The organism is Pseudomonas sp. MYb2 (genome assembly GCF_002979955.1).
Lineage (GTDB): Bacteria > Pseudomonadota > Gammaproteobacteria > Pseudomonadales > Pseudomonadaceae > Aquipseudomonas.
This window is the reverse complement of record NZ_PCQC01000018.1, coordinates 98,332-120,138: the sequence shown is the minus strand read 5'-3', so window position 1 is coordinate 120,138 and position 21,807 is coordinate 98,332. Positions and strand designations below refer to the sequence as shown.

Below are 21,807 nucleotides of genomic sequence, written 5' to 3'. Positions count from 1 at the left end.
AGGTTGGGGGAGGGGGTGGTGTTGCCTAGGTTGGTGAGGCCGTGATTTGAGGTTGAAGTAAGTTTTTTATCTATTGAACTCCGGTCTATTCTCGTATGTAAAATATTTTAGTTGAATTAAAGCCGGGTCATGGACCCGGTCAATGTTAACTTAATTGCTGAGGTTTACATAAAGGCTCCTTGTAGATTTCTATTTCCTAAGCAGTTTTGCCTTGTTGGTGGCAATATCAATTGCTCTAGATTGATTCATTCCAATATTGACAGAGGCGGCTAAGCGCTGTTTGTCCTTGTCAGTTGTGTGGAACATATGTAAGTGATAGAAAACTAAACTCTGCAATATAGTAAAGGCGAAATTATTAGAGGCGGTATCTTTCGCTAGCTTTTCGATTGCTTCGAATGGGATATGTCCTGGATGTACGAGGCATGAAGCTATACCGATCAGGCGATAAGCATTGTTGTGGTTCGTAGTTACAAGCGAGTTTATATCTTCGCGGATCTTTTCAGAACTTACCACTTGCCCTACTCTAGCTATAAAACCTGTGCAGATCATGCCAAGCACCTGAAACGCCAGTCCTTTTGCAGTCTCTTTCGCTTCGTTAGCGGTAAGGTCAGGCTTTCGGTCGTTTAGCATTCTCTCTAACTCAGCAACAAACGCATCGGGCTGCTCAAAAATCTCCTCAAAAATAGCTTTCAGGCTACGCAGTGAGCCATTAAAAATTTGCTCCAAGTAACTCGCCTTTCGAGATCGCTCCAAGGATCCATAGTAATTTTTTGTAATGTGACCCAGGATTTCTGATGTTTTAATCATCAGGTTTATGTTGGAGCTAAAGCTGAGTATTGCGTCAGCATCCCCGGGAGAAAGAGAGTTCGATTTTGGAGGCTCTGGTATCTCTTGGGTATCAGACAGATCAGCTGCACGGCGAGAGTTCTGTTGGTTTCTTTCAATGTCTTGGTCATTGATTTCATTGATGACTATCTGCGCGGTAGTGTTCACGAGTGCGCTGATAGATGCGATATCTCCATTAAGCTCAATTGGCGTTTGGTCGGAAAAACACCCATTGAGAACTTCTGATATCTGTTCTATTACCCAAGGGTTATTCCCGTGATGGGTTAGAAACATTACACAATTAGCATTCTCTTTGCGATATAGTTCTTTGCAGTAACCACTGACCAAAACTTTAATGCTGTCTTTGTGGAGGTTTGCTGCCAGATATTTTCCAACAAACAAAAAGTAAACGTAAGAATAGCTAAAGCTATAAAGGTCACCGTCCTGCTTCAAGATCTTTGCTTGCTTCAATAGTGCCAGTCTCGTGCCGAAGTCGACTGTTGCATATTCCTCGCAAAATTTTCCGTTAAATTCTCGCAGGGCTTCTATATTAAGCTCTGTCACATCCCTGCTTTTGAAAAACCAAGCAAGATTTGATAAGTAATTGAACATTTCATTTAGATGATCGAGTCTAAAGTCGGCCTCCTTGAGACTCTTGACTATAAGGAATTCATAGTATTGGGAGAAGCTGCTGTTTTGAAGCTCTGATTGTTGGTCCTGTGCGCAGCTTTGCAATAATATAAGTAAGTATATAGGCTTTGATGGAACAAGGTTTTTTCCTAGTATTACTCCTAGTGTTCGTTCGACATTGTGTACTTTTGCATCTAGTTCTGATTTAGTGTTCGAGCCTCCGAGCATGCACCATTTTTTTATAAGGCTATGGCGCATCAAATGCCCGAAAGGACGTATTTTTAAAGTTTCAAAGTCTGAAAGCGCCTCGGCTGCAGAGGGGTCAATATACTCATTTAACTGATATCTTGAACTGGCAGTAACTATTATTGTTCCAAATGACTCGCTAAGATATGCTATTAACTTTGCTTGATTTTTTGAGCCGCCGCTCAGTCGATCTAAATCATCGACTAAAGCAATTTTATTTATTCTCTCTGCGTAAATGAATTCTTCGTTCTTTTCGTACTGTATTTCTGCAAGTTGTGATATTTTTCGGTCAAGTTCTCTTGTGCCTACCGAGCTAAGCTCCGTAGCTTTTATAAATATCGGTAAGCCGCCTTGTGAGTGAATGTCGAAGAAAGCTCTTTTTAATAAAAATGTCTTTCCAGACTCATCGTCGCCTAAAATAAGCGTCCTTCCTAGATCCTGCCAACCGTTGATTACTTTGTCGGCAAATATATATTTTTTATCCTGCTCCGCGTTGGTGTCTTCCAGTTCCGGATAAAGGAACACATCCTCCGCAACTATTCTTTGCTTGCCTTCATGGGTAAAATTACCTCCGGCATCAGATAAAAAATCTATAAAGCTAGCGGAAATTTTATTCACTTGTCTTACGCAACCGCCTGATACCTTTAGGGCGTGCTGTAATTCTTCAAGTTCAACTGGGCATGTTTTGCTGGCTTTGAACCTTTTCTCTATAACAATTTTTTCATCTGCATCAAATAATAAGCAACTGAACCTTGAGTCAAAGTCGTTGCCGTGGGGTTGTAGGGCGGCGCCTTCAAAAATCAATACATTACCAATTGATCCATCTATGACTTCTTCAGATGCAGATGAGTGCTCATGACCTGACAGAATCGCATTTGAGTGCGTTCTCAGCGCTTTCTTTAATGGGTGGTAACTTGCTTGGCAATACCAATTCAGAGGGTGATGTATTAAAGACAGTCTTAAATCAGACGGAGACTCGAGAAGGTCATAGTAATTTTCAATTGGAAAGACTAACTGCCCCTGAGGCTCTGGAAGCCTTGACATCCATGCAGCATTCAATGAAGAAATCCGAACGACAGAGTTTTTTATATTTAATTCATACTCTTTCCAAAGCCTATCCGAATACAGAGGAGCTAAAGTTGATATTTTTTCTTGGAAGTTAAAGAACTCGCTCTGTACGGAGGTGCAATCGTTTACCAAGTTTTCACTGTTCGCTTTTGAAGGGTTCTTAATAATTTGTTCAATTATAATTGTCCGGCCTTCGTTTTCAGGTTTAAGCATGCAGTCATGATTGCCGGGGGCTAAAAATACATCGATGTTTCGACCAGTTTCAGATTCAATTTCTCTTTTGATTGTCCCAAAAAAAACTTCGGCTAAAGCGTATTCTTCTTTCTTGCAACTGAATGCGATATCGCCAGTGACAATTATTGCGAAGGCGTCGCTTTGATGCGCTATCGCGTAACATGCTTTTGCTATTGAGGACCCAATCTCTAGAACTTTGTCAGTCGAGTTTTTTATATGGATGTCACTTATATGTAAGATGCCTAACTTCATTGCATACCCCAGTTCATCCTTGCTGTTTTATACTTAGCGCCAAAGGAGTTCTCATCCTTTTGCCCGCTATGTATAGAACTATTATTGATTTTGATAGAACTCATTGCCAGTATTTTGATATCACGGTTTCTAGCATTATGCAATTGTACGCGGTGTGTATTCGATCAATGGCAGAAGCAACGGCTTGCCGATGTGCCCCTAGATAGCATTACCTTGTTGGCAATTTCAGGGACGTTTGCGTCTGACCGATAGCTGCTGACGGGAATGATCGCGCATTCGAAAAGCAATCATCGCTAAATCCGGCCGTTTAAGACGATGGTTGTTGGGGGGGGGCCGTGGAGTCATTGGATGGGGCCAAGGGCATTGCGGGGATAAAGGGGGACGGATCTATTTTGTGGAGCGTGACGGAATGAAGCCTCGATAAACGCCAATGTTTAAAAAGACATCTCCAAACACTCTCCCAGGCTACACACCCTTGCGCCTTTGCCTACAGCTACGCCAGAATCCGCCGGCTTGTGCACTTTGTACCTGGTCTTTATCGTCTACGTGTCGCTGGTAACCCAGCGACCGGGTTTAGCGACCTGACCAGGTATAAATACAACGACGCTCCAGCTTGTCGCAGACGTTTGCGACGACGATATGGTGGCTGTGCGTGGGAGACCTTCGGGTCTGCCGGGTCTTATACCTCTCGGTTCGCTAACCCGCGTACAGCTGCCACCCTTACTTGTTTAGCGACAGGTGTTGGTGGTTCCACCAGGTATAAATATGGAGCTTCACCATGATCAAACCAACACCCAACCCGCCCGAAACCGCCTCGGTTTCCCCCTACGAATCCATCGATTCCAAAAAACTCCACGAAGCCGCCGACCGCGCGCTCGATCATTACCTCTGTCCACCCGGTTCCACGCCGCCGCCACGCAAAAAACGTGGGATGTACGCCGTGACGGCGGACAACAAAACCGAAGAACTGCTGGTCGATGCCAGTGCAACACTTGCTTCGGCCAAAACCATCGCCCAGAACGTCTCCAGCCTGTTGCCGGCATCGCAGCGCCAGGCGCTGGCGGGGATTGCGCAGTTGATCATGCTCGGGGAGTTGGCGGTGAATCGGGCGTTGGATAATTTGCAGTTGCCGGGGTGATGCGGGTGTCGGGATCACCTGGTGATTGATCGGGTGTTCATTCTGGCGCTTTCGCGAGCAAGCTCGCTCCCACAGGGTTTTATGCTGATTGCAGATGTTGCGTACGACGCTGAAACCTGTGGGAGCAGTTGATTATTACCGTGCCGTTTTCGTGTGGTTAGTGAGGCGCTTCAGGACATTCGCGGGTCCATCGCGTCACCGTCATGTCATTGAATCGCTCACCGATGGTATCGACGCGTAGGCAAGTTCCTTTCTTCGCGTAGTACAAGATGCAACGCGAGCTATCAAACGAGCAGGTATCCAGTTCGAAGAAACTGCGTGTAGCCAGCTCCTTCTCCACGCCGCTGTACTCATAGCCGTCGCTGGTATGCATCCGCGTCGGCTTCCAGCCTTGTTTGACTAGCTTGGATTTGGCCGCAGCCAAACGCTCACCGACGACGATGTCTGCTGGTCCTCGCCGGTCGTTTGGCGCCTGTGAGGCATCGGCAAACGTTGCGCTGATACCCGTGCAATAAAGTGCGACAAGTACGAGGGTTGAAGCCTTCATTTGGTTGTTCCTCCAGCCGATTTGTAGCTCGACAAAAACTCTGGATACTCGACGTAATGTTGCGGGGGATAGTGATTCTTTTTGCCGGGCCCTTCGGGAAGTGCCGCCCACCTTGTTGCTGCTTTAGGCATCGCGCCCGGAATGTCACCGGCCTTGATCTTGTCAATCACGCCTAGCAAAAAAGGGACTGATTTATTTCCATAAAATAAATCAGTCCACTTTGTTATCACTTTGTTTTCGATTTCTGGTTTCAATCCTTTTCAGGACATTTGAAGTTCCAGGAATAAACTTTCATGTCTTTGACTTCTTCGCCGACAGTTCCTACACCTAAACAAGCTCCGTTCTTGATGTAGTTGAAGCTGCAGAAACGGACGCCCTCCGTGCAAGACTCGATTTCATTGAAACCTTGTCTTTGTAGGACGTTTTCAACCCCGAAGTCACCTGAGTAGGACGGATTCGGCTTCCAGCCATTTTTGATCAACGCTTTTCGGGCTTTCGAAAATGGCATTCCCTCTTTGATAGGAATGTCTGCTGCGCTAGAAAATAAACTGACGCAACATAAAAGGCTGATGGCTAATATTTTTAGTTTCATTTAACAGTACCGCCAAAGCCTTTAAATATTTTTTCTACTTCGTCGTACTCAGTATAAGGTTGGCCGGACGGCTTTCCATTGATTGGTCGATTTGCCAAGCCCGGCCCCATAGGCAACGCTTCCCATTTTTTTGATGCTTTTCCAACTGCAGTTTTTAAGTCGCCACCGATCAGCGGTTCGATAGCACTCACGTTGCGGAGGAGTTCAACGGCAATCAAGTCCTGCGTTCCGGGGCTGAAGTCAGATAGCCCCATTGCTTTGATGGAGAGTTCCGACCAGGTGGCTTTCGTGATTTGGTACCTTCCAGAAGCTGTAGTTGAACCACCATGACCTGGTCCTGGGTGAGTAGACTCATCACTGAATGTCCACTTCCCGGATTTCCAGCCAGCTGCCCAACCATATCCGAATTTCGCGTGATAATCGCCACCCTCGACTTTTGCCAACGTATCCAGAAAGGCCTTCACATTCTTATTCTTTAGGAACTCCGCATTCTCGGCACGCCTCTTTTGTTGCTTTGCGTCTACGGATACAGCTTTAGGGCTGGAGTCTTTGACAGGCGTCACCGTTCTGGTAGCTACAGATGACATTTTTCGGCCGTTTTTGCTAATGACTTCAGCCATGAAGAAAACTTCCGTTATTTTCTTTGACGCTCGGCTGGCGGCGGTTTTGGAGAGTGGAAATAAAGAAGTTTATATTTTTGGCCATGGAGCCTTGTACACGGTAGCTTTCTTGAGTTTTATCTACATCCATTTTCAATCCTCCAAAAACAGTTGGATCGTTTCGGCGAGGTGCGAGCTAATTACGTGCGTATACCCCATTGAATCGCTGACACCGTGCTCAATGCTGCCGTCAGCTCGCTGGATGGCGTAATCAAGATTAGCTAGCGGCTCCCCTGACTCGTCGTCAATAAGCCTGAACTTGTCGCTGAAGTGCACTGGCATCGGCGTCAGACCGCTGAAAGGAGCTGATACGACGGTGTCGCCAATAATGACCGTTCCGGATCCGCCGATAACCACGTTGCCGTGGCCACCGGTACTGTCTTTAGTCGCAGCGTTCAGCCCATTGATGAAAACCGTAGCGCTGACGGCGCCCGTAATTGGGCTACCGCAGGCGGATTTGTCGGTCATTCGAGCGGCGGCAAGGCCGTCGAAATTCACATTGGGCGAGCCGCTGACAATAGGGTTTGTGCCATGCCCCGGGAGCGGGCAATTGGTTGGATCTGTCACTCGCGCAGCAGGTTTGCCACTCATGAAATGTTCCTTTTCAAAGTTTCAGTTTTCCTTGACCGGAATGGAGTCGATATGGGGCGAGGGGTATCGGCCGCCAAAATAATGCGGGGGTGTCCAGCGTGTACGCGCGAAGAAAAGGGCATGTCCTTGGAGGGGCGCATAAAGTTTTACTGTCCATGTAAATGTGCTGCGCGCAGCATGCCCCAGGCAGGCGGCGTGCTCAATATTTACTTACAAATTATTGGTTGACTGTTGGGTGTGGTCGCAACGCTGGGGGCAAGCTCGGGTGATCTCTGGCAACACGTGACAGGATCGATTTTAGAAAATCGGGATGCGATGAGGCTCGATAAACACCAACTTTTAAAAAGACATCTCCAGACACTCTCTCAGGCTACATATCCTTGCGCCTTTGCCTACAGCTACGCCAGAATCCGCCGGCTTGTGCGCCTAGGGTGCGGGTTCTATTGTGGTGCGGTCGCTGATGAATCAGCGACCGGGTTTAGCGACTCGACTTTTTGTAATAGGTGCATCAGCGTTCCATGCTTTGTCGCAGACTCGATGTCTGCGACTCCGCTATGGTGGCTGTATGCGGGAGACCCTCGGGTCTGCCGGGTGCCTATAACCGGTTCGCTAACCTGCGTACAGCCGCCACCTTTCTGTTTAGCGACAGTTATGGCGGCTCCACACTAATAGGAGCTTCACCATGATCAAACCAACACCCAACCCGCCCGAAACCGCCTCGGTTTCCCCCTACGAATCCATCGATTCCAGAAAACTCCACGAAGCCGCCGACCGCGCGCTCGACCATTACCTCTGTCCGCCCGGCTCCACGCCGCCGCCACGTAAAAACCGTGGGATGTACGCTGTGACAGCGGATAACAAAACCGAAGAACTGCTGGTCGATGCCAGTGCAACACTCGCTTCGGCCAAAACCATCGCCCAGAACGTCTCCAGCCTGTTGCCGGCGTCGCAGCGGCATGCGCTGGCGGGGATTGCGCAGTTGATCATGCTCGGGGAGTTGGCGGTGAATCGGGCGTTGGATAATCTGCAATTGCCGGGGTGATGCGGGTGTCGGGATCACCTGGTGATTGATCGGGTGTCCGTTCTGGCGCCTTCGCGAGCAGGCTCGCTCCCACCTTTGAGCATGTTCCAAGGTGGGAGTGCGCTGGCTCTCCAGTCGCGATAAGTTTCGAAACGATGAACATCCTCAGAAATCACAGCAAGGGTTTGCGAAACCGTTTTTACGTACTCTGGGCCGAAAGCAGCCACCTATAGCTTGGCTAAATCCTACTTGCAAACCTTCAATCGCGTTCCATCAGTGCCACTGCTTTCACTGGTGTCAATCTCGCCGTTACGGTCAATATGAATTTCCGTTGTCGGCCACTGGGGAGTAATGCTGATGCAACGGTTCTGGCCCTTTGCATTCCACCAGTCCAGACGCATGAAGAACTCATCGTCAGGAAAGATATGTCCCGCATCACCCGTTGTTTTTCCCGGCAGCAGTTCACCGCGAACGATGGTGTGCTGTGTGTTCAGGACGTAATTAATGTTCTTGGTGCCGTCTTTTGAGTAGTAAACGACAACTCGCGGTATAGCTATGTACCAGCACGCCACAGCACCAATGAGAAATAGCCCTATCCACCGGCCAATATGTCGTGGTCTATTTTCACTTGCAGACATGTATTTGAACCCCTGTACCCCAGTCAGCAATTGGCACGGCCAACACCTTGTCCATGATGATTTGTGCAGTGACACCGCTGTTCGGATATTCCTTGTAGAGTTCCATTCCGAGGATGATCGACACTCTATCAGGCGCATCGTCCCATGCTCGCATCCCTTCGACACCTTCTGTCCTTCGTGGGCCATCAAACCTCTTGGGGTCTTTGAGGAAGCGCCAACTGTCTGATCCTATTTGCTCAACTCCAGCGCCATCCAACTGCACGCTGTCAGAGAGTCCACCGGCTAAGCCGACGTACCCATAATGGATGTTCGACCAGATATCGTAGTAGAAGTCATACGGCCCCTGTTTATGCCAAGGTGCGCCAAATAGTTTGGCCAATTTGGGCTTGTGATCCCAATCCTGACCCTGTCCCACCTTATTCGTCCAGATGGCGAAAGCCTTCGCCTTTTTTCCAAGTGCCATGCTGTAAAACTGGGGGGCCTGCCCTAGGCGTAGGTAGAGCGGAAGCTCTATGAATTTCTTGGTTTCCCCCTCAGGATCGAAGCTGTTTAATTCTTTCATTTCCAAGACTGCTGGGTCATTGATATTGCGGTTCATCTCATCGGCGATGTAACTGGCCAGTTGCTCCATCATGTCAGGGTCTTTGCACGTTGTAGGTGCTTCCGGCTCTGTCTTCGCTTCGGGTTTTTCGGTACTGGCTTGCGGATCTACCAATGCATTCGCCGCCAGAGCTTTCTCTGTCAAATTTGGATCTGCGAGCAAGGTCGCCATCTTTTCATCGTCCACGGTCCCATCTGGGCGGAACGCTCCCAGTGCCATGAAGTTGATGATGGATGCACCGCCAGCATCGCCCATGACAAACCCGCCACCTACATCGCCTGACCCGGTGATGATGGTTCCACCATGGCTGGTAGGACTGCCAAGGTGGGCCATAGGACGGCCATTCACTTGAATCGATGAGAAACCTGTGGTGATTACAGCGCCACACCCACATGTATCACCAACGCGGGCGGAGCCCATAAAGTTGATATTTACGTCGCCACTGGCGGAGGCAATCGGGGTAGTGCCATGGCCGGGCAAAGGGCAGACATGTTTATTACCCAGTCGTGCAGAAGCAATCATGTATCGTCCTTGAATCGTTGCGAGGCGTGCCAGCTTATGGCTGCGGTAGTCTGACTTTACCGGGAAGCTCAAAAAATGGCTGCAAGACAAATCCTAAAAGCCTTGTTGAAAAATCTCCCTTTTCCGTGTCAGTTGTTTTCTATGACTGAGTTGTCTTGCGGGGTACGGCGACCTAGAAGACCTTGGCGATTATGGCTTTGGTTAAGGGCCTTATCGGTTATGGCTTTGGTGATTCTGGAGGCTGCGTGAGTGGACGCGGCCCTCACCCCAGCCCTCTCCCGGAGGGAGAGGGGGCCGACCGAGGTGTCTTGCGGGGTACGTCGACCTGGAAGATTCTGGCGATTATGGTTCGGTGAAGGAACGTAGCGATTATGGCTTTGGTGAAGGGCCTTCGATTTGGCTTTGTGAGCTTGGCGATTTTGGATTCAACGAAAGACGTTCAAGTCGGTGTAGCTCTCGAATTTCCCCGAATCGGTCCCCTCTACCTCTGGGCGGTCCGACGTTTCGGGAGGGCTAGGGTGAGGGGCTTTCCGTTCGTGACAACAATGTCTCCAGCCTGGCCAACGGCGGAGCATCCTGATTACGGTCAAATACCTGAATACCAATCTTGAGCAACCGCCCATTTTCGGCTGCACCAATCACCTGCTCACACCGCAACAACAACCGCCCCTGATCACACTCAACGGCCTTCATGCCAACCGGCAACCGACCCTCAAGCCGCAACTCCGCCATCCGACTCTGCGCCGCAATCATCGCCACCGACCGATCCCGTAAAACCCCGCTGCTCTGCGTCATCAACCCCGCCACCCGCACAGCCGCCGACATCGCCACGGCAATAATCGCCAGCGCCACCAGCACCTCAATCAACGTGAAACCCGCTTCCCGCGAACGCGCACGCATAAACCGCCCAAAACCAAAACCCAGCCCTCGACGCTAACCCGCGTCCTTGACGGCTTGACGACGAAAACACCCGAGGATTTTCAACATCACTGACATATCTTCTTGCAACACTGCGCGTCGAATCGAATCAAGCCAGGGTATGTCGAGATGGATATCGCACCTTTCAAATCGCTTCAGCAACCGTTGCGCACGCCGCGTGGGCAGCAGGGTTTTACCCTGATCGAGATCATGGTGGTGGTGGTGATTCTGGGGATTTTGGCGGCGATGGTGGTGCCCAAAGTGCTCGACCGGCCGGATCAGGCGCGGGCGACGGCGGCGAAGCAGGATATTGGTGGGTTGATGCAGGCGCTGAAGTTGTATCGCCTCGATCACGGCACTTATCCGAGCATGAACCAGGGGCTGAAGGTGTTGGTGGAGCGGCCGGCGGATGCGAAGAACAGCAATTGGCGCTCGTATCTGGAACGCTTGCCGAACGATCCGTGGGGGCGTCCTTATCAGTACCTCAACCCTGGCGCCAATGGCGAGATCGACATCTTTTCCCTCGGTGCCGACGGTCAGCCTGACGGCGACGGCGTGAATGCCGATATCGGTTCCTGGCAGTTGTAAGGCCGGCCATGAACAGCCGCTCGCCTGAGGGGGCGAAGCAACAGGGCATGGCGATTATCAGCGCGTTGTTGATTGCGGCCGTGGTGGCGGTGATTGCGGCGGGCATGTTGACGCGTCAGAGCGTGTCGACCCGTGCGCTGGAGGCGGATCAGCAGCGTGTGCAGGGGCGTTGGCTGGTGCTGGGTGGGTTGGAGATCAGCCGTCAATTGTTGTGGGATGCACGTCAGCGCGATCCGTTGACCCGGCTCGATCAGCCGTGGGCGCAGCGTCTCTCCGCGCAAGGTTTTGAAGGGCGGCTGGAGGATGAACAGGGCAAGTTCAACTTGCGCAATCTGGTGGCCAATGAGCGGGTTGATGAGGCGCAGGTCGCGGCGTTTCAGCGCTTGTGCGAGTTGATCGGGGTCAGTGCCGGGTTGAGTCAGCGCATCAGTCAGCGGGTGATTGCCTCTTACCCGCGACTGCTGAATCCGCAGATGGCCGAGGCGCCGAAAAGTGGTTTCGACAGCGGCCGTGCGACCTCGCCCAATGCCTCGCGCAAACCGCAGAATCCGACAATGCCGATGCTGCGCAGCCTTGATGATTTGCGCAGTGTCGACGGCGTGAATGAGGCGGTGATGGGCAAACTGGCGCCGTACCTGACGGTGATCCCCGCGACGACCTGGCTCAACGGCAACACCGCCACCGCGCCGGTGTTGGCCGCGTATGTGCCGGGGCTGTCGCTGGAGCGCGCCAATGTGCTGATTGCCGAGCGCGATGCCGGGCGCTGGTTTATCAACCGTGGCGATTTCGTTAACCGTTTGCGCATGCCGCAACTGGAGCTGACCAGCGTCAAGGTCGGCATCACCAGTGACTGGTTTCGCCTGCGCGGCGAGGCGCGGCGCGATCAGCGGCGGGTCAGTCTTGAGGCGTTGTTGCATCGCAGCCAGGACCGCTTGCCGCAGGTGATTTGGTCGCGGGTGGGCGTATGAGCCAGTTGAAAGTGGCGTTGCCGCCCTTGGCGGAGCTGGATTTACAGAGTGAATTGCATTGCGCCTGGCTGGATCGTCAGGGCCAGGTCATGCGCGAAGAACGCCTCAGTCTGAGCCAGTTGAGTGAGCAGTCGAAACTGCCGCCGCTGGTGTGTTTTCTGCACCCGGCTGACAGCCTGTTGGCGAGTCTCGATTTGCCGCCGCTGCCCGCCAACAAGATCGTTGCAGCGGTGCAGTGTGCGGCGCAGGCGTTGATGCTCGGCGACAGTAGCGAGATGCACATCGCGCACAGTTCGCGGGACGAGGCCGGGCAGGTGCAGATCGCTTGGGCGCCTCGGCAGCGCTTGTTGGGTTTTGCTCAGTTGCTGAAAAGTGCTGGGCTGCACCTGCGCGGTCTCTACCCGGCGCCGTTTAGTTTGCCGGTGCTGCCGGGCACCGTTGCTTGCGTGCAGGACGGGCATTTGTTGTTGCGCGATAGCGTGCAAGCGGCGCGGGTGCAGCCGTTGTTTGATGACAGCCTCGACAGTGTTGTGTGGGAACCGGGTGTCACTTTGCATTGGATCGGTGAGCAACCGCCGCCGGGTGCCGAATTGCCGATGACCGATGCGCAGCGCTGGACCGGGCCGCTACCGGGTTGGGGGCTGCATGGCGCGGTCCAGCAGCAACAAACCGAGCATCGCGGCTGGGGCAGGGCGATCGCCCTGTCAGCGTTGGCCGTGGCGGTGTGGGTGATCGGTTTGAACCTGTATGCCGCTCGCGAGGCCGGGCAGGGTCAACAACTGAAAACCCAGATGAATCTGCGGGTAAAGCAGGCCTTCCCCGAGTTGCCGGTGATCCTCAACCCGTTGCAGCAGGCGCGTCAGCAATTGGCGGCGCGGCAGAAGGGCGCGGCGGATGATCCGGCGCAGACTTTTAATCGTCTGGTGTTGCAGGCGGGCAGCGGCATGCCGTCGATGGCCGGCAGTGTCGAGCGGCTGACGTTTGTCGACGGCGCGTTGCAGTTGAGTCTGCTGAGTGAAGCCCGTCGCGGCGGCAATGATCAGGAGTGGCAAAGCACCTTGGCCCAGGCCGGTATCAGCGTCACGGCAGACGACGAGGGTTGGACCTTGCGTCCGGCCACTGAAGCCACCCCAAGCGACAGCGATGACAGCGGCGGAGCAGAAGAAGATGAATAAGGCCTCGCTCGCGCTGTACCGCGCCAAGTGGCAACGCTTCAACGCTCATGTGCAGGCGCGTTGGCAGCCGTTGGCGCTGCGCGAAAAACGCATGGTCGCTGGGATGGCCATCGCGCTGATCGGGCTGCTGCTGTGGGTTGCGCTGATCCAGCCGCCGCTGAAGAAAATCGCCTATTGGCAAACCGAAACGCCAAAGCTGCGCGCCCAGACCGAAGCGCTGGAAGTGCTGCTGCGCGAAGTCAGCGTGCGCCCGGCCGGGCAAAGCGTGGCGCAGTCGCTGGAGCAAACCCTTCAGGCCAGTGGCTTGGCGGGGCATTACCAACTACAGGAGGCACAGGGCGCCTGGTTGTTGACCTTCGACGCGGCGCCGGCCGACGCCGTGCTCGACTGGCTGTTGAGCAACCCGGCACAACTTTCTCTGCAAGTGGTCGAGGCCCGTTTGCAACGCGCAGACAACCCCTCGACCGAAGTCACTGCCGGCACTTTGTCAGGCACCGTTCGCATGGATCAGGCGCTGGGCGCTAAGGAAGCTTCATGAAGGGGTCAGGATCCAAACCGGCACGGCTGGCGTTGCCGATGTTGCTGATGGCGTTGAGCGCGTGCAGCAACACCAATGCGCCACAAAACCAACCGCCGCTGCTGGTCGACAGTGAACTCGGTCGGCCATTGGCCAATACCCAGCGCAGCGGCGATGCGGTGGCCGATCGCGAACGGGCGCAAGCGCAGGCGCGTCCAGCGCCCAAGCAACTGCACAACATCAGCAAAAGTGCACGTACGGGCGCCGTTGCACCGAGCAGCGCGGCGCTGGGCAATCCACTGGGCGATCAACCGGTGACGCTGAATTTCGTCGATGCCGATATTCAAGCGGTGGTGCGTTCATTGTCGCGTTCCAGCGGCCGGCAGTTTCTGGTCGATCCACGGGTCAAGGGCACTCTGACGTTGGTCTCGGAAGGTCAGGTCCCAGCGAAGCAGGCGTACGACATGCTGCTGGCGTCGTTGCGCATGCAGGGTTTCAGCGTGGTCGATGTCGGCGGCGTGGCGCATGTGGTGCCCGAAGCTGATGCCAAATTGCTTGGCGGGCCGGTTTACAGCGCCGACCAGCCTGCGGGCAACGGCATGCTCACGCGCACGTTCCGGCTGCAATACGAGAACGCGGTGAACCTGATTCCGGTGCTGCGTCCGATCGTGTCGCCGAACAACCCGATCAACGCGTATCCGGGCAACAACACCATTGTCGTCACCGATTACGCCGATAACCTCAACCGTGTGGCGCAGTTGATTGCCAGCATCGATTCGCCCAGTGCGATCGATACCGATGTGGTGCAGATCCAGAACGGCATCGCTGCCGACATCGCGCCGATGGTCGCCGAGCTGCTGGATGCGCCAGGCAATGATCCGACGCAGAAAATAGCGGTGATCGGTGATCCGCGTTCCAACACCATCATCATTCGTTCTGGCAGCCCGGAGCGTACGGAACTGGCGCGCAACCTGATCTACAAGCTGGATAACGCGCAGAGCAATCCGAGCAATCTGCACGTGGTTTATCTGCGTAACGCGCAAGCGGCGAAACTGGCGCAGGCGTTGCGTGGGTTGCTCACTGGCGAGAGCGATAGCGGCACCAGCGACAGTGCGCGTTCGGTGCTCAGTGCGATGGGTGCAAGTACTGGCGGCAGCGCTGGGCAGAACGGCCAGAGCGGTACGCAAACCAGCGGCACAACATCGACCAACAGCAGCGGCAGCACGGGCGGCAGTTACGCTCAGGGCAGCAATGGCAGCGCAACTGGCAGTGGCGGTGCGCAAAGCAGCGAGCAGAACGTCGCCTTCAGTGCTGGCGGGGTGACCATTCAGGCTGACGCCACCACCAACACCTTGCTGATTTCCGCGCCGGAGCCGGTGTATCGCAACCTGCGTGAGGTGATCGACTTGCTCGACCAGCGCCGCGCGCAAGTGGTCATCGAAAGCCTGATCGTCGAAGTCGGCGAGGACGATGCCAGTGAGTTCGGCGTGCAATGGCAGACCGGCAATCTCGGTGGCAACGGCGTGATCGGCGGCGCGAATCTAGGTGGTTCGGGGATCAACGTCAACGGCAAGACCAGCATCGATGTGCTGCCGCAAGGCTTGAACCTCGGCTACGTCAACGGCACCGTGGACATTCCCGGGATCGGCAAGATTCTTGACCTCAAAGTGCTGGCCCGGGCGTTGAAGAGCAAGGGCGGCACCAACGTGTTGTCGACGCCAAACCTGCTGACCCTCGATAACGAAGCGGCGAGTATTTTTGTCGGCCAGACCATTCCGTTTGTCAGCGGCAGTTACGTGACTGGCGGTGGCGGCACCAGCAATAACCCGTTCCAGACCGTGACCCGTGAAGAGGTCGGTTTGAAGCTCAATGTGCGCCCGCAGATTTCCGAGGGCGGCACGGTGAAGCTCGATATCTATCAGGAAGTCAGCAGCATCGACGAACGCGCTTCCAACAGCGCGACATCGACGGGCATCGTCACCAACAAACGTGCAATCGACACCAGTATTTTGCTCGACGACGGTCAGATCATGGTGCTCGGTGGTTTGCTGCAGGACGGCTACAGCCAGAGTAACGACGCAGTGCCATGGCTCGGCAGCCTACCGGGCATCGGCGCGCTGTTTCGCAACGAACGTCGGGCGATTACCAAGACCAACCTGATGGTGTTTCTGCGTCCGTACATCATCCGCGACAGCGAAGCGGGGCGCAGCATCACCCTCAACCGTTACGACTTCATGCGCCGCGCCCAGGGCGGTTTGCAGCCCGAGCGCAGCTGGGCGATGCCGGACATGCAGGCGCCGCAGTTGCCGACGGCGGCGCAGGGTGTGCCGGCGGTTTTACCTGGGTCGGGTCCGCGCGCCACTATCAAAGCGGTGCCCATCCAATGACGCCGACATCACCTCTTGATCTGGAAAACCGACGTGTAGGAGCTGCCGAAGGCTGCGATCTGTTGATCTTGCTCTTCGACGGACCCACGCGGCCAAAGATCAAAAGATCGCAGCCTTCGGCAGCTCCTACAGGAATTGGGGAGGGCATGAGATGAGTGTGTTGCCTTACGCCTGGGCCAAGGCGCAGCGCATTCTTTTGTGCGATGGCGTGCTGACGGTGTGCCCGTCGACGCCGGGCTGGTCGATCAGCGAGGCGCGGCGGCAGTTTGGTGCGACCACGATTCAGCGGGTGCGTGATGATGAGCTGGATGGTTTGCTAGCAGCCGCTTATGCCGACACTGGTAGTGCAGCGGCGGTGGTTGGGGCTGCGGAAAACGAAGTCGACCTCGACCGCCTGATGCAGGACATGCCGGAAATCACCGACTTGCTCGACACTCAGGACGGCGCGCCGGTGATCCGCATGATCAACGCCTTGCTGACGCAAGCCGCGCGCGATGAAGCCAGCGACATCCATATCGAACCGTTCGAAACCCATTCGGTGGTGCGCTATCGGGTCGACGGCACCCTGCGTGACGTGGTCTCACCGCGCAAGGCGTTGCACGGTGCGCTGGTGTCGCGGATCAAGATCATGGCGCAACTCGACATCGCCGAAAAACGCCTGCCGCAGGACGGTCGCATCGCGTTGCGCGTGGCTGGGCGGCCGATCGATATTCGTGTCTCCACCGTACCGACCGGGCATGGTGAAAGGGTGGTGATGCGTCTGCTCGACAAACAGGCCGGGCGTCTGCATCTGGAAACACTGGGCATGGACGCGCAGGTGTTGGCCAAGCTCGATCACCTGATCCGCCAGCCCCACGGCATTGTCCTGGTCACTGGCCCCACTGGCAGCGGCAAAACCACCAGCCTCTACGCCGCACTGGCGCGACTCGATGCGAGCACCAGCAACATCCTCACCGTCGAGGATCCGGTGGAATACGACTTGCCGGGGATCAGCCAGATTCAGGTGAATGCCAAGATCGACATGACTTTTGCCCTGGCGCTGCGAGCGATTCTGCGCCAGGACCCGGACATCATCATGATCGGCGAAATCCGCGATCTCGAAACCGCGCAAATCGCCGTGCAGGCCTCGCTGACCGGTCACCTCGTGCTGGCAACCTTGCACACCAACGACGCGGTCTCGGCGGTCAACCGCTTGATCGACATGGGCGTCGAACCGTTTCTGTTGGCGTCTTCAATGCTCGGCGTTTTGGCGCAGCGCTTGGTGCGGCGCCTGTGCAATCAGTGCAAGCAAGAAGACCCAACGGCGCCGGGCACTTGGCGCCCGGTCGGCTGCCCAGCGTGCAATCAAACCGGCTACAGCGGCCGCACCGGTATTCACGAATTATTCTGCATCGACGACGACATTCGCACGCTGATTCACCAAGGGGCAGGGGAGCAGGCCTTGCGCGCATCAGCGGCGAAAGCCGGGATGTTCAGCCTGCGTGAGGACGGTGAGCGCTGGATCCGCAGCGGCGCCACCGCCCCTGAAGAAATCCTCCGTGTGACACGGGACGCCTGATGAATCGCTATCGTTTTGAAGCCGCCGACGCGACCGGCAAGATTGAATCCGGGCACCTTGAGGCGGACAGCCAAGGCGCTGCGTTCAGTGTTTTGCGTGGACGCGGATTGACTGCGCTGTCGGTAAGCAAAGAAAGCAACGTCGCCAGTCACGGCGGCGGTGGACTGTTCAGCGCCAAGCTTTCAGACAACGACTTGGCTTGGGCCACGCGGCAATTGGCGAGTCTGTTGGGCGCGAGTCTGCCGTTGGAAGCAGCGCTGAGTGCCACGGTCGAACAGGCCGAAAAAAAGCACATCGCCCATACGCTCAGTGCCGTTCGTGCGGATGTGCGCAGTGGCATGCGTCTGGCGGAATCGCTGGCGGCGCGGCCACGGGATTTTCCCGAGATTTATCGCGCATTGATTGCGGCGGGCGAGGAATCGGGTGATCTGGCGCAGGTCATGGAACGGCTGGCCGACTACATCGAGGAGCGCAACAACCTGCGCGGCAAGATTCTCACCGCGTTCATCTATCCGGGCGTGGTCGGGCTGGTGTCGATCGGCATCGTGATTTTCTTGCTCAGTTATGTGGTACCGCAGGTGGTCAGCGCGTTTTCTCAGGCGCGGCAGGACTTGCCGGGGCTGACGTTGGCGATGCTCAACGCCAGTGATTTCATAAGGGCGTGGGGCTGGTTGTGTGCGGCGATCATCGCAGGCGCGTTCTGGAGCTGGCGTCTGTACCTGCGCAATCCAGCGGCTCGTTTGAGTTGGCATCATCGTGTGCTGAAATTGCCGCTGTTCGGGCGCTTCATCCTCGGTCTGAACACCGCGCGTTTTGCCTCGACGTTGGCGATTCTCGGCGGCGCCGGGGTGCCGTTGTTGCGTGCGCTGGAGGCGGCGCGGCAGACGTTGTCCAATGATCGCCTGAGTTTGAGCGTCACTGAGGCTACGGCCAAGGTGCGCGAGGGTGTGAACCTGGCGGCGGCGTTGCGGGTGGAGAATGTGTTTCCGCCGGTGCTGATTCACCTGATTGCCAGCGGCGAGAAAACCGGGTCGTTGCCACCGATGCTCGAGCGGGCGGCGCAAACCCTGTCCCGCGATATCGAACGGCGGGCGATGGGCATGACGGCGCTGCTTGAGCCGCTGATGATTGTGGTGATGGGCGGGGTGGTGCTGGTGATTGTGATGGCGGTTTTGTTGCCGATCATTGAGATTAATCAGCTGGTCCAGTAGTGGTGTTGTTGCGCAGGGCCTCATCGCGAGCAGGCTCACTCCTACAGGGGTACGCATTTCAAATGTAGGAGTGAGCCTGCTCGCGAAGGGGCCAGTCAGGGCAACAAATAATCCAATCTTTTTTCCAGGGCTTCAGCATCACCCGACCCTCAAAAGAACCATCCTCGGGTTCTCCTTTCTGTCATCTGCAACCACCCGCCAACGGCTCCAGCCCGATTCCGCCAAACCCCTGATCCAGACCCTTCGCCGGCCCCAACAAACACCCGAGAAAATCCCTTCGGAAACGCCTCACAGCTCCCGAGGTTTTTTCCTTTATCTGTCACCGGAAACTGCGAATTTCTCAGTGCGACTTAACCAAGGCCAACGCTAGCGAGGGCCCCGGTGAGTCTTCCCAGTGTCATGCAAGCAACCCCGAAAACCTGTGTTCACAAACCAGTTGAAAAGGAGATTCTTCATGTTCAAGCGCACTCTGATCGCAGCTTCCCTGACCGTCGCCGCTCTGGCTTCCGCGCAAGCCATGGCCGTTACCGGTGGTGGTGCAACGCTGCCTGCCGCTCTGTACAAAGGTTCTGCCGACAGCATCCTGCCAGCCAACTTCTCCTACGCCGCCATCGGTAGCGGCGGTGGCAAGACTGCTTTCCTGAAGAACAACCCTGCTGGCTTCGGCACCACCGGCACCGTGCACTTCGCCGGTAGCGACTCGATCCTCAGCACTGCGGAACTCAGCACCTACACCACCGAATTCGGTGCTTCGTACGGCCCGCTGATCCAACTGCCTTCGGTGGCCACTTCGGTTGCCATCCCGTACAAAAAGGCCGGCCAGACTGCTCTGAACCTGACCAGCGCTCAGCTGTGCGATGCTTTCTCCGGCGCTAAAACCACTTGGGGCGCTCTGCTGGGCACGGCTGACACCACCCCGATCCGCGTGGTTTATCGCAACGTTTCCAGCGGTACTTCGGAAATCCTCAGCCGTCACTTGAACTCGGTCTGCCCGACCCAGTTCGCCACCAACTCCACCTTCACCAATGCTCGTCTGCCAGCCGGTTCGGCACTGCCGTCGAACTGGGTCGGCGTCGCTAACACTTCCGACGTCGCCACTACCGTGAACGCGGTTGACGGTTCGATCGGTTATGTCGGTCCGGACGGTGTTGACGCTACCAGCAACGCTGTTGTGGCTCGCGTCAACGGTGTTCAGCCTACTTCGCTGAACGTGACTCTGGCACTGTCTTCGGTGTCGGCTCCTTCGACTCCAGCCCAGGCTGCCAACCCTGCCAACTGGTCGCCAGTGGTGGCTAACCCGGCATTGGGTTACAAACTCGCTGCCTACACCAACTTCATCTTCGGTCAGTGCTACAAGGACGCAGCCGTGGCCGCTTCCGTGAAGGCCTTCCTGACCACTCACTACAGCATCCCGGGCAACAACACGGCGACTCAGGCGCACAAGTTCGTCGCCGTGCCTGATTCGTGGAAAAACGCTGTAACCGCCAACTTCATCACCAACACGTCGGGCAACAACCTGGACATCAACAACACCACCGTGTGCAACACCATCGGTCGTCCTTTGTAAGTCGGTTGGTTCAGTCAGCGGTATGAATGGCAGCCCCTCGGGGCTGCCATTTTTTTTGCCCTCGTGCGGAGGGCACTTGATAAGGAGGTTGAGTATGTTCAAGCAGCGAATGATGGTCGCGGTGTTATCAGGCGTAGCACTGGTGTCGAGTTCGGCAGGGGCCGTTACCGGGGGCGGCGCAACCATCCCGGCCAAGCTTTACAAAGGGGCATCTGACAGTATTTTTCCTGCCAGTTTCAGCTATGCAGCGACGGGAAGCGGTATTGGTAAATCTGCATTTCTAACCAACAACGCGGCACAATTCGGGACGACCGGGACGGTACATTTTGCGGCGAGCGAGTCGATTCTCACCGCTACTGAAATTGCAACTTACAACGCTTCCCTCGCTTCTGCCTATGGGCCTTTGATACAGATTCCGTCGGTGGTTACCCCGGTGGTCATTGTTTATAAAAAGGCAGGTCAAACCGCTCTGAATCTGACCTCGGCGCAACTGTGCGACGCGATGTCCGGCGCTGCTACCACTTGGGGAGCGCTTCTGGGCACGAGTGACAGCACTCCAATCCGGCTTGTTTACCCCAGCTATTCGAGTGGCGGCACTGAAGTACTCAGTCGTCATTTGAACGCGGTCTGCCCGATCCGGTTTTCGACCAACGCTATTTTCACCAGTGCGCGCATCAATGCGGGTTCCTCGATACCTTCAAACTGGGTAAGTGTCGGCGCGGATGGCGATGTCAATGCGATGGTCAACAGTGTTGATGGTTCCATCGGCTATCTGGGGCCGGATGGTCTGGATGTGAAGAACAATGCCGTAGTCGCTCGGATCAACGGCGTTCTGCCCACACTCGCTGATTCGACTTTGGCACTGGTGCCTGTTTTGCATCCGCCAACCAGAGTTGTTGAACCGTCAGCCTGGGGGCAAGTGATTGCCAAACCCAGCAGCGGTTACTCGATTTCCGCGACGTCCAACCTGATTTTCTCTCAGTGTTACAAGGATGCCGCGGTCGCCAGCGAGATCAAGAGTTTTCTCAGCAAGCACTACAGCTACCCGGGAAATGTGCCTTCCAACCGTGCTCATGGTTTCGTGGGTATGGCGGACAAAATGAGAGAGGCGGTGATCGCCAACTTTGTTACGAATACTTCGGGCGAAAACCTCGATATCAACAACCCGTCCATTTGTAACGGTATCGGTCGACCTCTTTGAAATACGCCTTCGTTGAGCCAATGGCAGCTGCGTTCGCCACTGCCATTTTCGGTTCTGGCACTCAGCCATCGTGCTCGCAATTACTCCCCTAACATGAAGTTTGTGTGACATCCGTTCGGTCGCGGCCCTCGCCAACGGCCTATGTCGTAACAG

21 protein-coding genes are annotated in these 21,807 nt (G+C 55.3%); 11 read left to right on the top strand and 10 right to left on the bottom strand.

Features of this window, described 5'->3' with window-relative positions; all coding sequences use genetic code 11:
- Positions 1 to 189 precede the first annotated feature (189 nt).
- Positions 190 to 3,255: a metallophosphoesterase gene (locus CQ009_RS24210; RefSeq protein ID WP_105708942.1), complete on the bottom strand. Its 3,066-nt coding sequence runs from the start codon at positions 3,253 to 3,255 to the stop codon at positions 190 to 192.
- A gap of 778 nt (positions 3,256 to 4,033) precedes the next feature.
- Between CQ009_RS24210 and CQ009_RS24205 the strand changes: the two genes are divergently transcribed.
- Positions 4,034 to 4,393 carry a DUF6124 family protein gene (locus CQ009_RS24205; RefSeq protein ID WP_105708941.1) on the top strand — a complete coding sequence of 120 codons (360 nt, stop codon included), beginning with the start codon at positions 4,034 to 4,036 and terminating at the stop codon, positions 4,391 to 4,393.
- 157 nt (positions 4,394 to 4,550) lie between these two features.
- On the opposite strand, the gene CQ009_RS24200 is transcribed toward CQ009_RS24205, so the two are convergent.
- The 6 genes from CQ009_RS24200 to CQ009_RS24185 are packed head-to-tail and all read right to left on the bottom strand — an operon-like array spanning position 4,551 to position 6,782.
- On the bottom strand, positions 4,551 to 4,940 hold the full coding sequence (locus tag CQ009_RS24200; protein ID WP_105708940.1) for a hypothetical protein: 390 nt from the start codon (positions 4,938 to 4,940) through the stop codon (positions 4,551 to 4,553).
- Entirely contained in the window at positions 4,937 to 5,194 is a 258-nt protein-coding gene (locus CQ009_RS29875; protein WP_146117569.1) for a hypothetical protein, read from the bottom strand. Before CQ009_RS29875 ends, CQ009_RS24200 begins: the two co-directional genes overlap by 4 nt.
- Positions 5,191 to 5,532, bottom strand: a complete 342-nt coding sequence (locus CQ009_RS24195) for a hypothetical protein (protein WP_256585489.1) — start codon at positions 5,530 to 5,532, stop codon at positions 5,191 to 5,193. The genes CQ009_RS29875 and CQ009_RS24195 overlap by 4 nt, the downstream gene beginning before the upstream one ends.
- Positions 5,529 to 6,152 carry a paar repeat-containing protein gene (locus CQ009_RS24190; RefSeq protein ID WP_105708938.1) on the bottom strand — a complete coding sequence of 208 codons (624 nt, stop codon included), beginning with the start codon at positions 6,150 to 6,152 and terminating at the stop codon, positions 5,529 to 5,531. Before CQ009_RS24190 ends, CQ009_RS24195 begins: the two co-directional genes overlap by 4 nt.
- Complete coding sequence (locus CQ009_RS30000) at positions 6,145 to 6,282, bottom strand: hypothetical protein (RefSeq protein ID WP_158260954.1); 138 nt, start codon at positions 6,280 to 6,282, stop codon at positions 6,145 to 6,147. The genes CQ009_RS24190 and CQ009_RS30000 overlap by 8 nt, the downstream gene beginning before the upstream one ends.
- Positions 6,283 to 6,284: 2 nt before the next feature.
- Entirely contained in the window at positions 6,285 to 6,782 is a 498-nt protein-coding gene (locus tag CQ009_RS24185; RefSeq protein WP_105708937.1) for a PAAR domain-containing protein, read from the bottom strand.
- 682 nt (positions 6,783 to 7,464) lie between these two features.
- Between CQ009_RS24185 and CQ009_RS24180 the strand changes: the two genes are divergently transcribed.
- Positions 7,465 to 7,824, top strand: a complete 360-nt coding sequence (locus CQ009_RS24180; RefSeq protein ID WP_105708936.1) for a DUF6124 family protein — start codon at positions 7,465 to 7,467, stop codon at positions 7,822 to 7,824.
- Between the two features lie 224 nt (positions 7,825 to 8,048).
- Here CQ009_RS24180 and CQ009_RS24175 read toward each other — a convergent pair whose 3' ends face one another.
- From CQ009_RS24175 to gspI, 3 genes are all read right to left on the bottom strand, one after another.
- The gene (locus tag CQ009_RS24175) at positions 8,049 to 8,441 is read right to left on the bottom strand and encodes a hypothetical protein (protein WP_064387729.1); all 393 of its coding nucleotides are present in this window, start codon (positions 8,439 to 8,441) and stop codon (positions 8,049 to 8,051) included.
- Complete coding sequence (locus CQ009_RS24170) at positions 8,428 to 9,564, bottom strand: polymorphic toxin type 44 domain-containing protein (RefSeq protein ID WP_105708935.1); 1,137 nt, start codon at positions 9,562 to 9,564, stop codon at positions 8,428 to 8,430. The genes CQ009_RS24175 and CQ009_RS24170 overlap by 14 nt, the downstream gene beginning before the upstream one ends.
- A gap of 513 nt (positions 9,565 to 10,077) precedes the next feature.
- Positions 10,078 to 10,464: a type II secretion system minor pseudopilin GspI gene (gene gspI, locus CQ009_RS24165; RefSeq protein WP_105708934.1), complete on the bottom strand. Its 387-nt coding sequence runs from the start codon at positions 10,462 to 10,464 to the stop codon at positions 10,078 to 10,080.
- 147 nt (positions 10,465 to 10,611) lie between these two features.
- Here gspI and gspG point away from each other — a divergent pair, with 147 nt between their 5' ends.
- From gspG to CQ009_RS24120, 9 genes are all read left to right on the top strand, one after another.
- Positions 10,612 to 11,070 carry a type II secretion system major pseudopilin GspG gene (gspG, locus tag CQ009_RS24160; RefSeq protein ID WP_007918211.1) on the top strand — a complete coding sequence of 153 codons (459 nt, stop codon included), beginning with the start codon at positions 10,612 to 10,614 and terminating at the stop codon, positions 11,068 to 11,070.
- A gap of 8 nt (positions 11,071 to 11,078) precedes the next feature.
- Positions 11,079 to 12,038 (top strand): type II secretion system minor pseudopilin GspK, encoded by a 960-nt coding sequence (gene gspK, locus CQ009_RS24155; protein ID WP_105708933.1) that lies wholly within the window; start codon positions 11,079 to 11,081, stop codon positions 12,036 to 12,038.
- Positions 12,035 to 13,213 (top strand): type II secretion system protein GspL, encoded by a 1,179-nt coding sequence (gspL, locus tag CQ009_RS24150; protein WP_105708932.1) that lies wholly within the window; start codon positions 12,035 to 12,037, stop codon positions 13,211 to 13,213. The genes gspK and gspL overlap by 4 nt, the downstream gene beginning before the upstream one ends.
- Positions 13,206 to 13,751 carry a type II secretion system protein GspM gene (gene gspM / locus CQ009_RS24145; protein WP_105708931.1) on the top strand — a complete coding sequence of 182 codons (546 nt, stop codon included), beginning with the start codon at positions 13,206 to 13,208 and terminating at the stop codon, positions 13,749 to 13,751. Before gspL ends, gspM begins: the two co-directional genes overlap by 8 nt.
- A complete protein-coding gene (gene gspD / locus CQ009_RS24140; RefSeq protein ID WP_105708930.1) occupies positions 13,748 to 16,117 on the top strand; it encodes a type II secretion system secretin GspD in 2,370 nt (789 codons plus the stop codon). The genes gspM and gspD overlap by 4 nt, the downstream gene beginning before the upstream one ends.
- Before the next feature lie 151 nt (positions 16,118 to 16,268).
- Positions 16,269 to 17,675: a type II secretion system ATPase GspE gene (gspE, locus tag CQ009_RS24135; protein WP_105708929.1), complete on the top strand. Its 1,407-nt coding sequence runs from the start codon at positions 16,269 to 16,271 to the stop codon at positions 17,673 to 17,675.
- The gene (gene gspF / locus CQ009_RS24130) at positions 17,675 to 18,886 is read left to right on the top strand and encodes a type II secretion system inner membrane protein GspF (RefSeq protein ID WP_064387720.1); all 1,212 of its coding nucleotides are present in this window, start codon (positions 17,675 to 17,677) and stop codon (positions 18,884 to 18,886) included. The genes gspE and gspF overlap by 1 nt, the downstream gene beginning before the upstream one ends.
- Before the next feature lie 454 nt (positions 18,887 to 19,340).
- The gene (locus tag CQ009_RS24125; RefSeq protein WP_105708928.1) at positions 19,341 to 20,453 is read left to right on the top strand and encodes a substrate-binding domain-containing protein; all 1,113 of its coding nucleotides are present in this window, start codon (positions 19,341 to 19,343) and stop codon (positions 20,451 to 20,453) included.
- Positions 20,454 to 20,547: 94 nt separating this feature from the next.
- The gene (locus tag CQ009_RS24120) at positions 20,548 to 21,654 is read left to right on the top strand and encodes a substrate-binding domain-containing protein (RefSeq protein WP_038368811.1); all 1,107 of its coding nucleotides are present in this window, start codon (positions 20,548 to 20,550) and stop codon (positions 21,652 to 21,654) included.
- Positions 21,655 to 21,807 lie beyond the last annotated feature (153 nt).

Bases quoted from the DNA above. Each gene is read 5' to 3' on its own strand.
- gspD (WP_105708930.1), top strand. From the start codon at position 13,748: ATGAAGGGGTCAGGATCCAAACCGGCACGGCTGGCGTTGCCGATGTTG.
- gspM (WP_105708931.1), top strand. From the start codon at position 13,206: ATGAATAAGGCCTCGCTCGCGCTGTACCGCGCCAAGTGGCAACGCTTC.
- CQ009_RS24125 (WP_105708928.1), top strand. From the start codon at position 19,341: ATGTTCAAGCGCACTCTGATCGCAGCTTCCCTGACCGTCGCCGCTCTG.
- CQ009_RS24190 (WP_105708938.1), bottom strand. From the start codon at position 6,152: ATGGCTGAAGTCATTAGCAAAAACGGCCGAAAAATGTCATCTGTAGCT.
- gspE (WP_105708929.1), top strand. From the start codon at position 16,269: ATGAGTGTGTTGCCTTACGCCTGGGCCAAGGCGCAGCGCATTCTTTTG.
- CQ009_RS24175 (WP_064387729.1), bottom strand. From the start codon at position 8,441: ATGTCTGCAAGTGAAAATAGACCACGACATATTGGCCGGTGGATAGGG.
- CQ009_RS24210 (WP_105708942.1), bottom strand. From the start codon at position 3,255: ATGAAGTTAGGCATCTTACATATAAGTGACATCCATATAAAAAACTCG.
- gspK (WP_105708933.1), top strand. From the start codon at position 11,079: ATGAACAGCCGCTCGCCTGAGGGGGCGAAGCAACAGGGCATGGCGATT.
- gspG (WP_007918211.1), top strand. From the start codon at position 10,612: ATGGATATCGCACCTTTCAAATCGCTTCAGCAACCGTTGCGCACGCCG.
- gspF (WP_064387720.1), top strand. From the start codon at position 17,675: ATGAATCGCTATCGTTTTGAAGCCGCCGACGCGACCGGCAAGATTGAA.
- CQ009_RS24180 (WP_105708936.1), top strand. From the start codon at position 7,465: ATGATCAAACCAACACCCAACCCGCCCGAAACCGCCTCGGTTTCCCCC.
- CQ009_RS24120 (WP_038368811.1), top strand. From the start codon at position 20,548: ATGTTCAAGCAGCGAATGATGGTCGCGGTGTTATCAGGCGTAGCACTG.
- CQ009_RS24195 (WP_256585489.1), bottom strand. From the start codon at position 5,532: ATGAAACTAAAAATATTAGCCATCAGCCTTTTATGTTGCGTCAGTTTA.
- CQ009_RS24170 (WP_105708935.1), bottom strand. From the start codon at position 9,564: ATGATTGCTTCTGCACGACTGGGTAATAAACATGTCTGCCCTTTGCCC.
- gspL (WP_105708932.1), top strand. From the start codon at position 12,035: ATGAGCCAGTTGAAAGTGGCGTTGCCGCCCTTGGCGGAGCTGGATTTA.
- CQ009_RS30000 (WP_158260954.1), bottom strand. From the start codon at position 6,282: ATGGATGTAGATAAAACTCAAGAAAGCTACCGTGTACAAGGCTCCATG.
- gspI (WP_105708934.1), bottom strand. From the start codon at position 10,464: ATGCGTGCGCGTTCGCGGGAAGCGGGTTTCACGTTGATTGAGGTGCTG.
- CQ009_RS24200 (WP_105708940.1), bottom strand. From the start codon at position 4,940: ATGAAGGCTTCAACCCTCGTACTTGTCGCACTTTATTGCACGGGTATC.
- CQ009_RS24205 (WP_105708941.1), top strand. From the start codon at position 4,034: ATGATCAAACCAACACCCAACCCGCCCGAAACCGCCTCGGTTTCCCCC.
- CQ009_RS24185 (WP_105708937.1), bottom strand. From the start codon at position 6,782: ATGAGTGGCAAACCTGCTGCGCGAGTGACAGATCCAACCAATTGCCCG.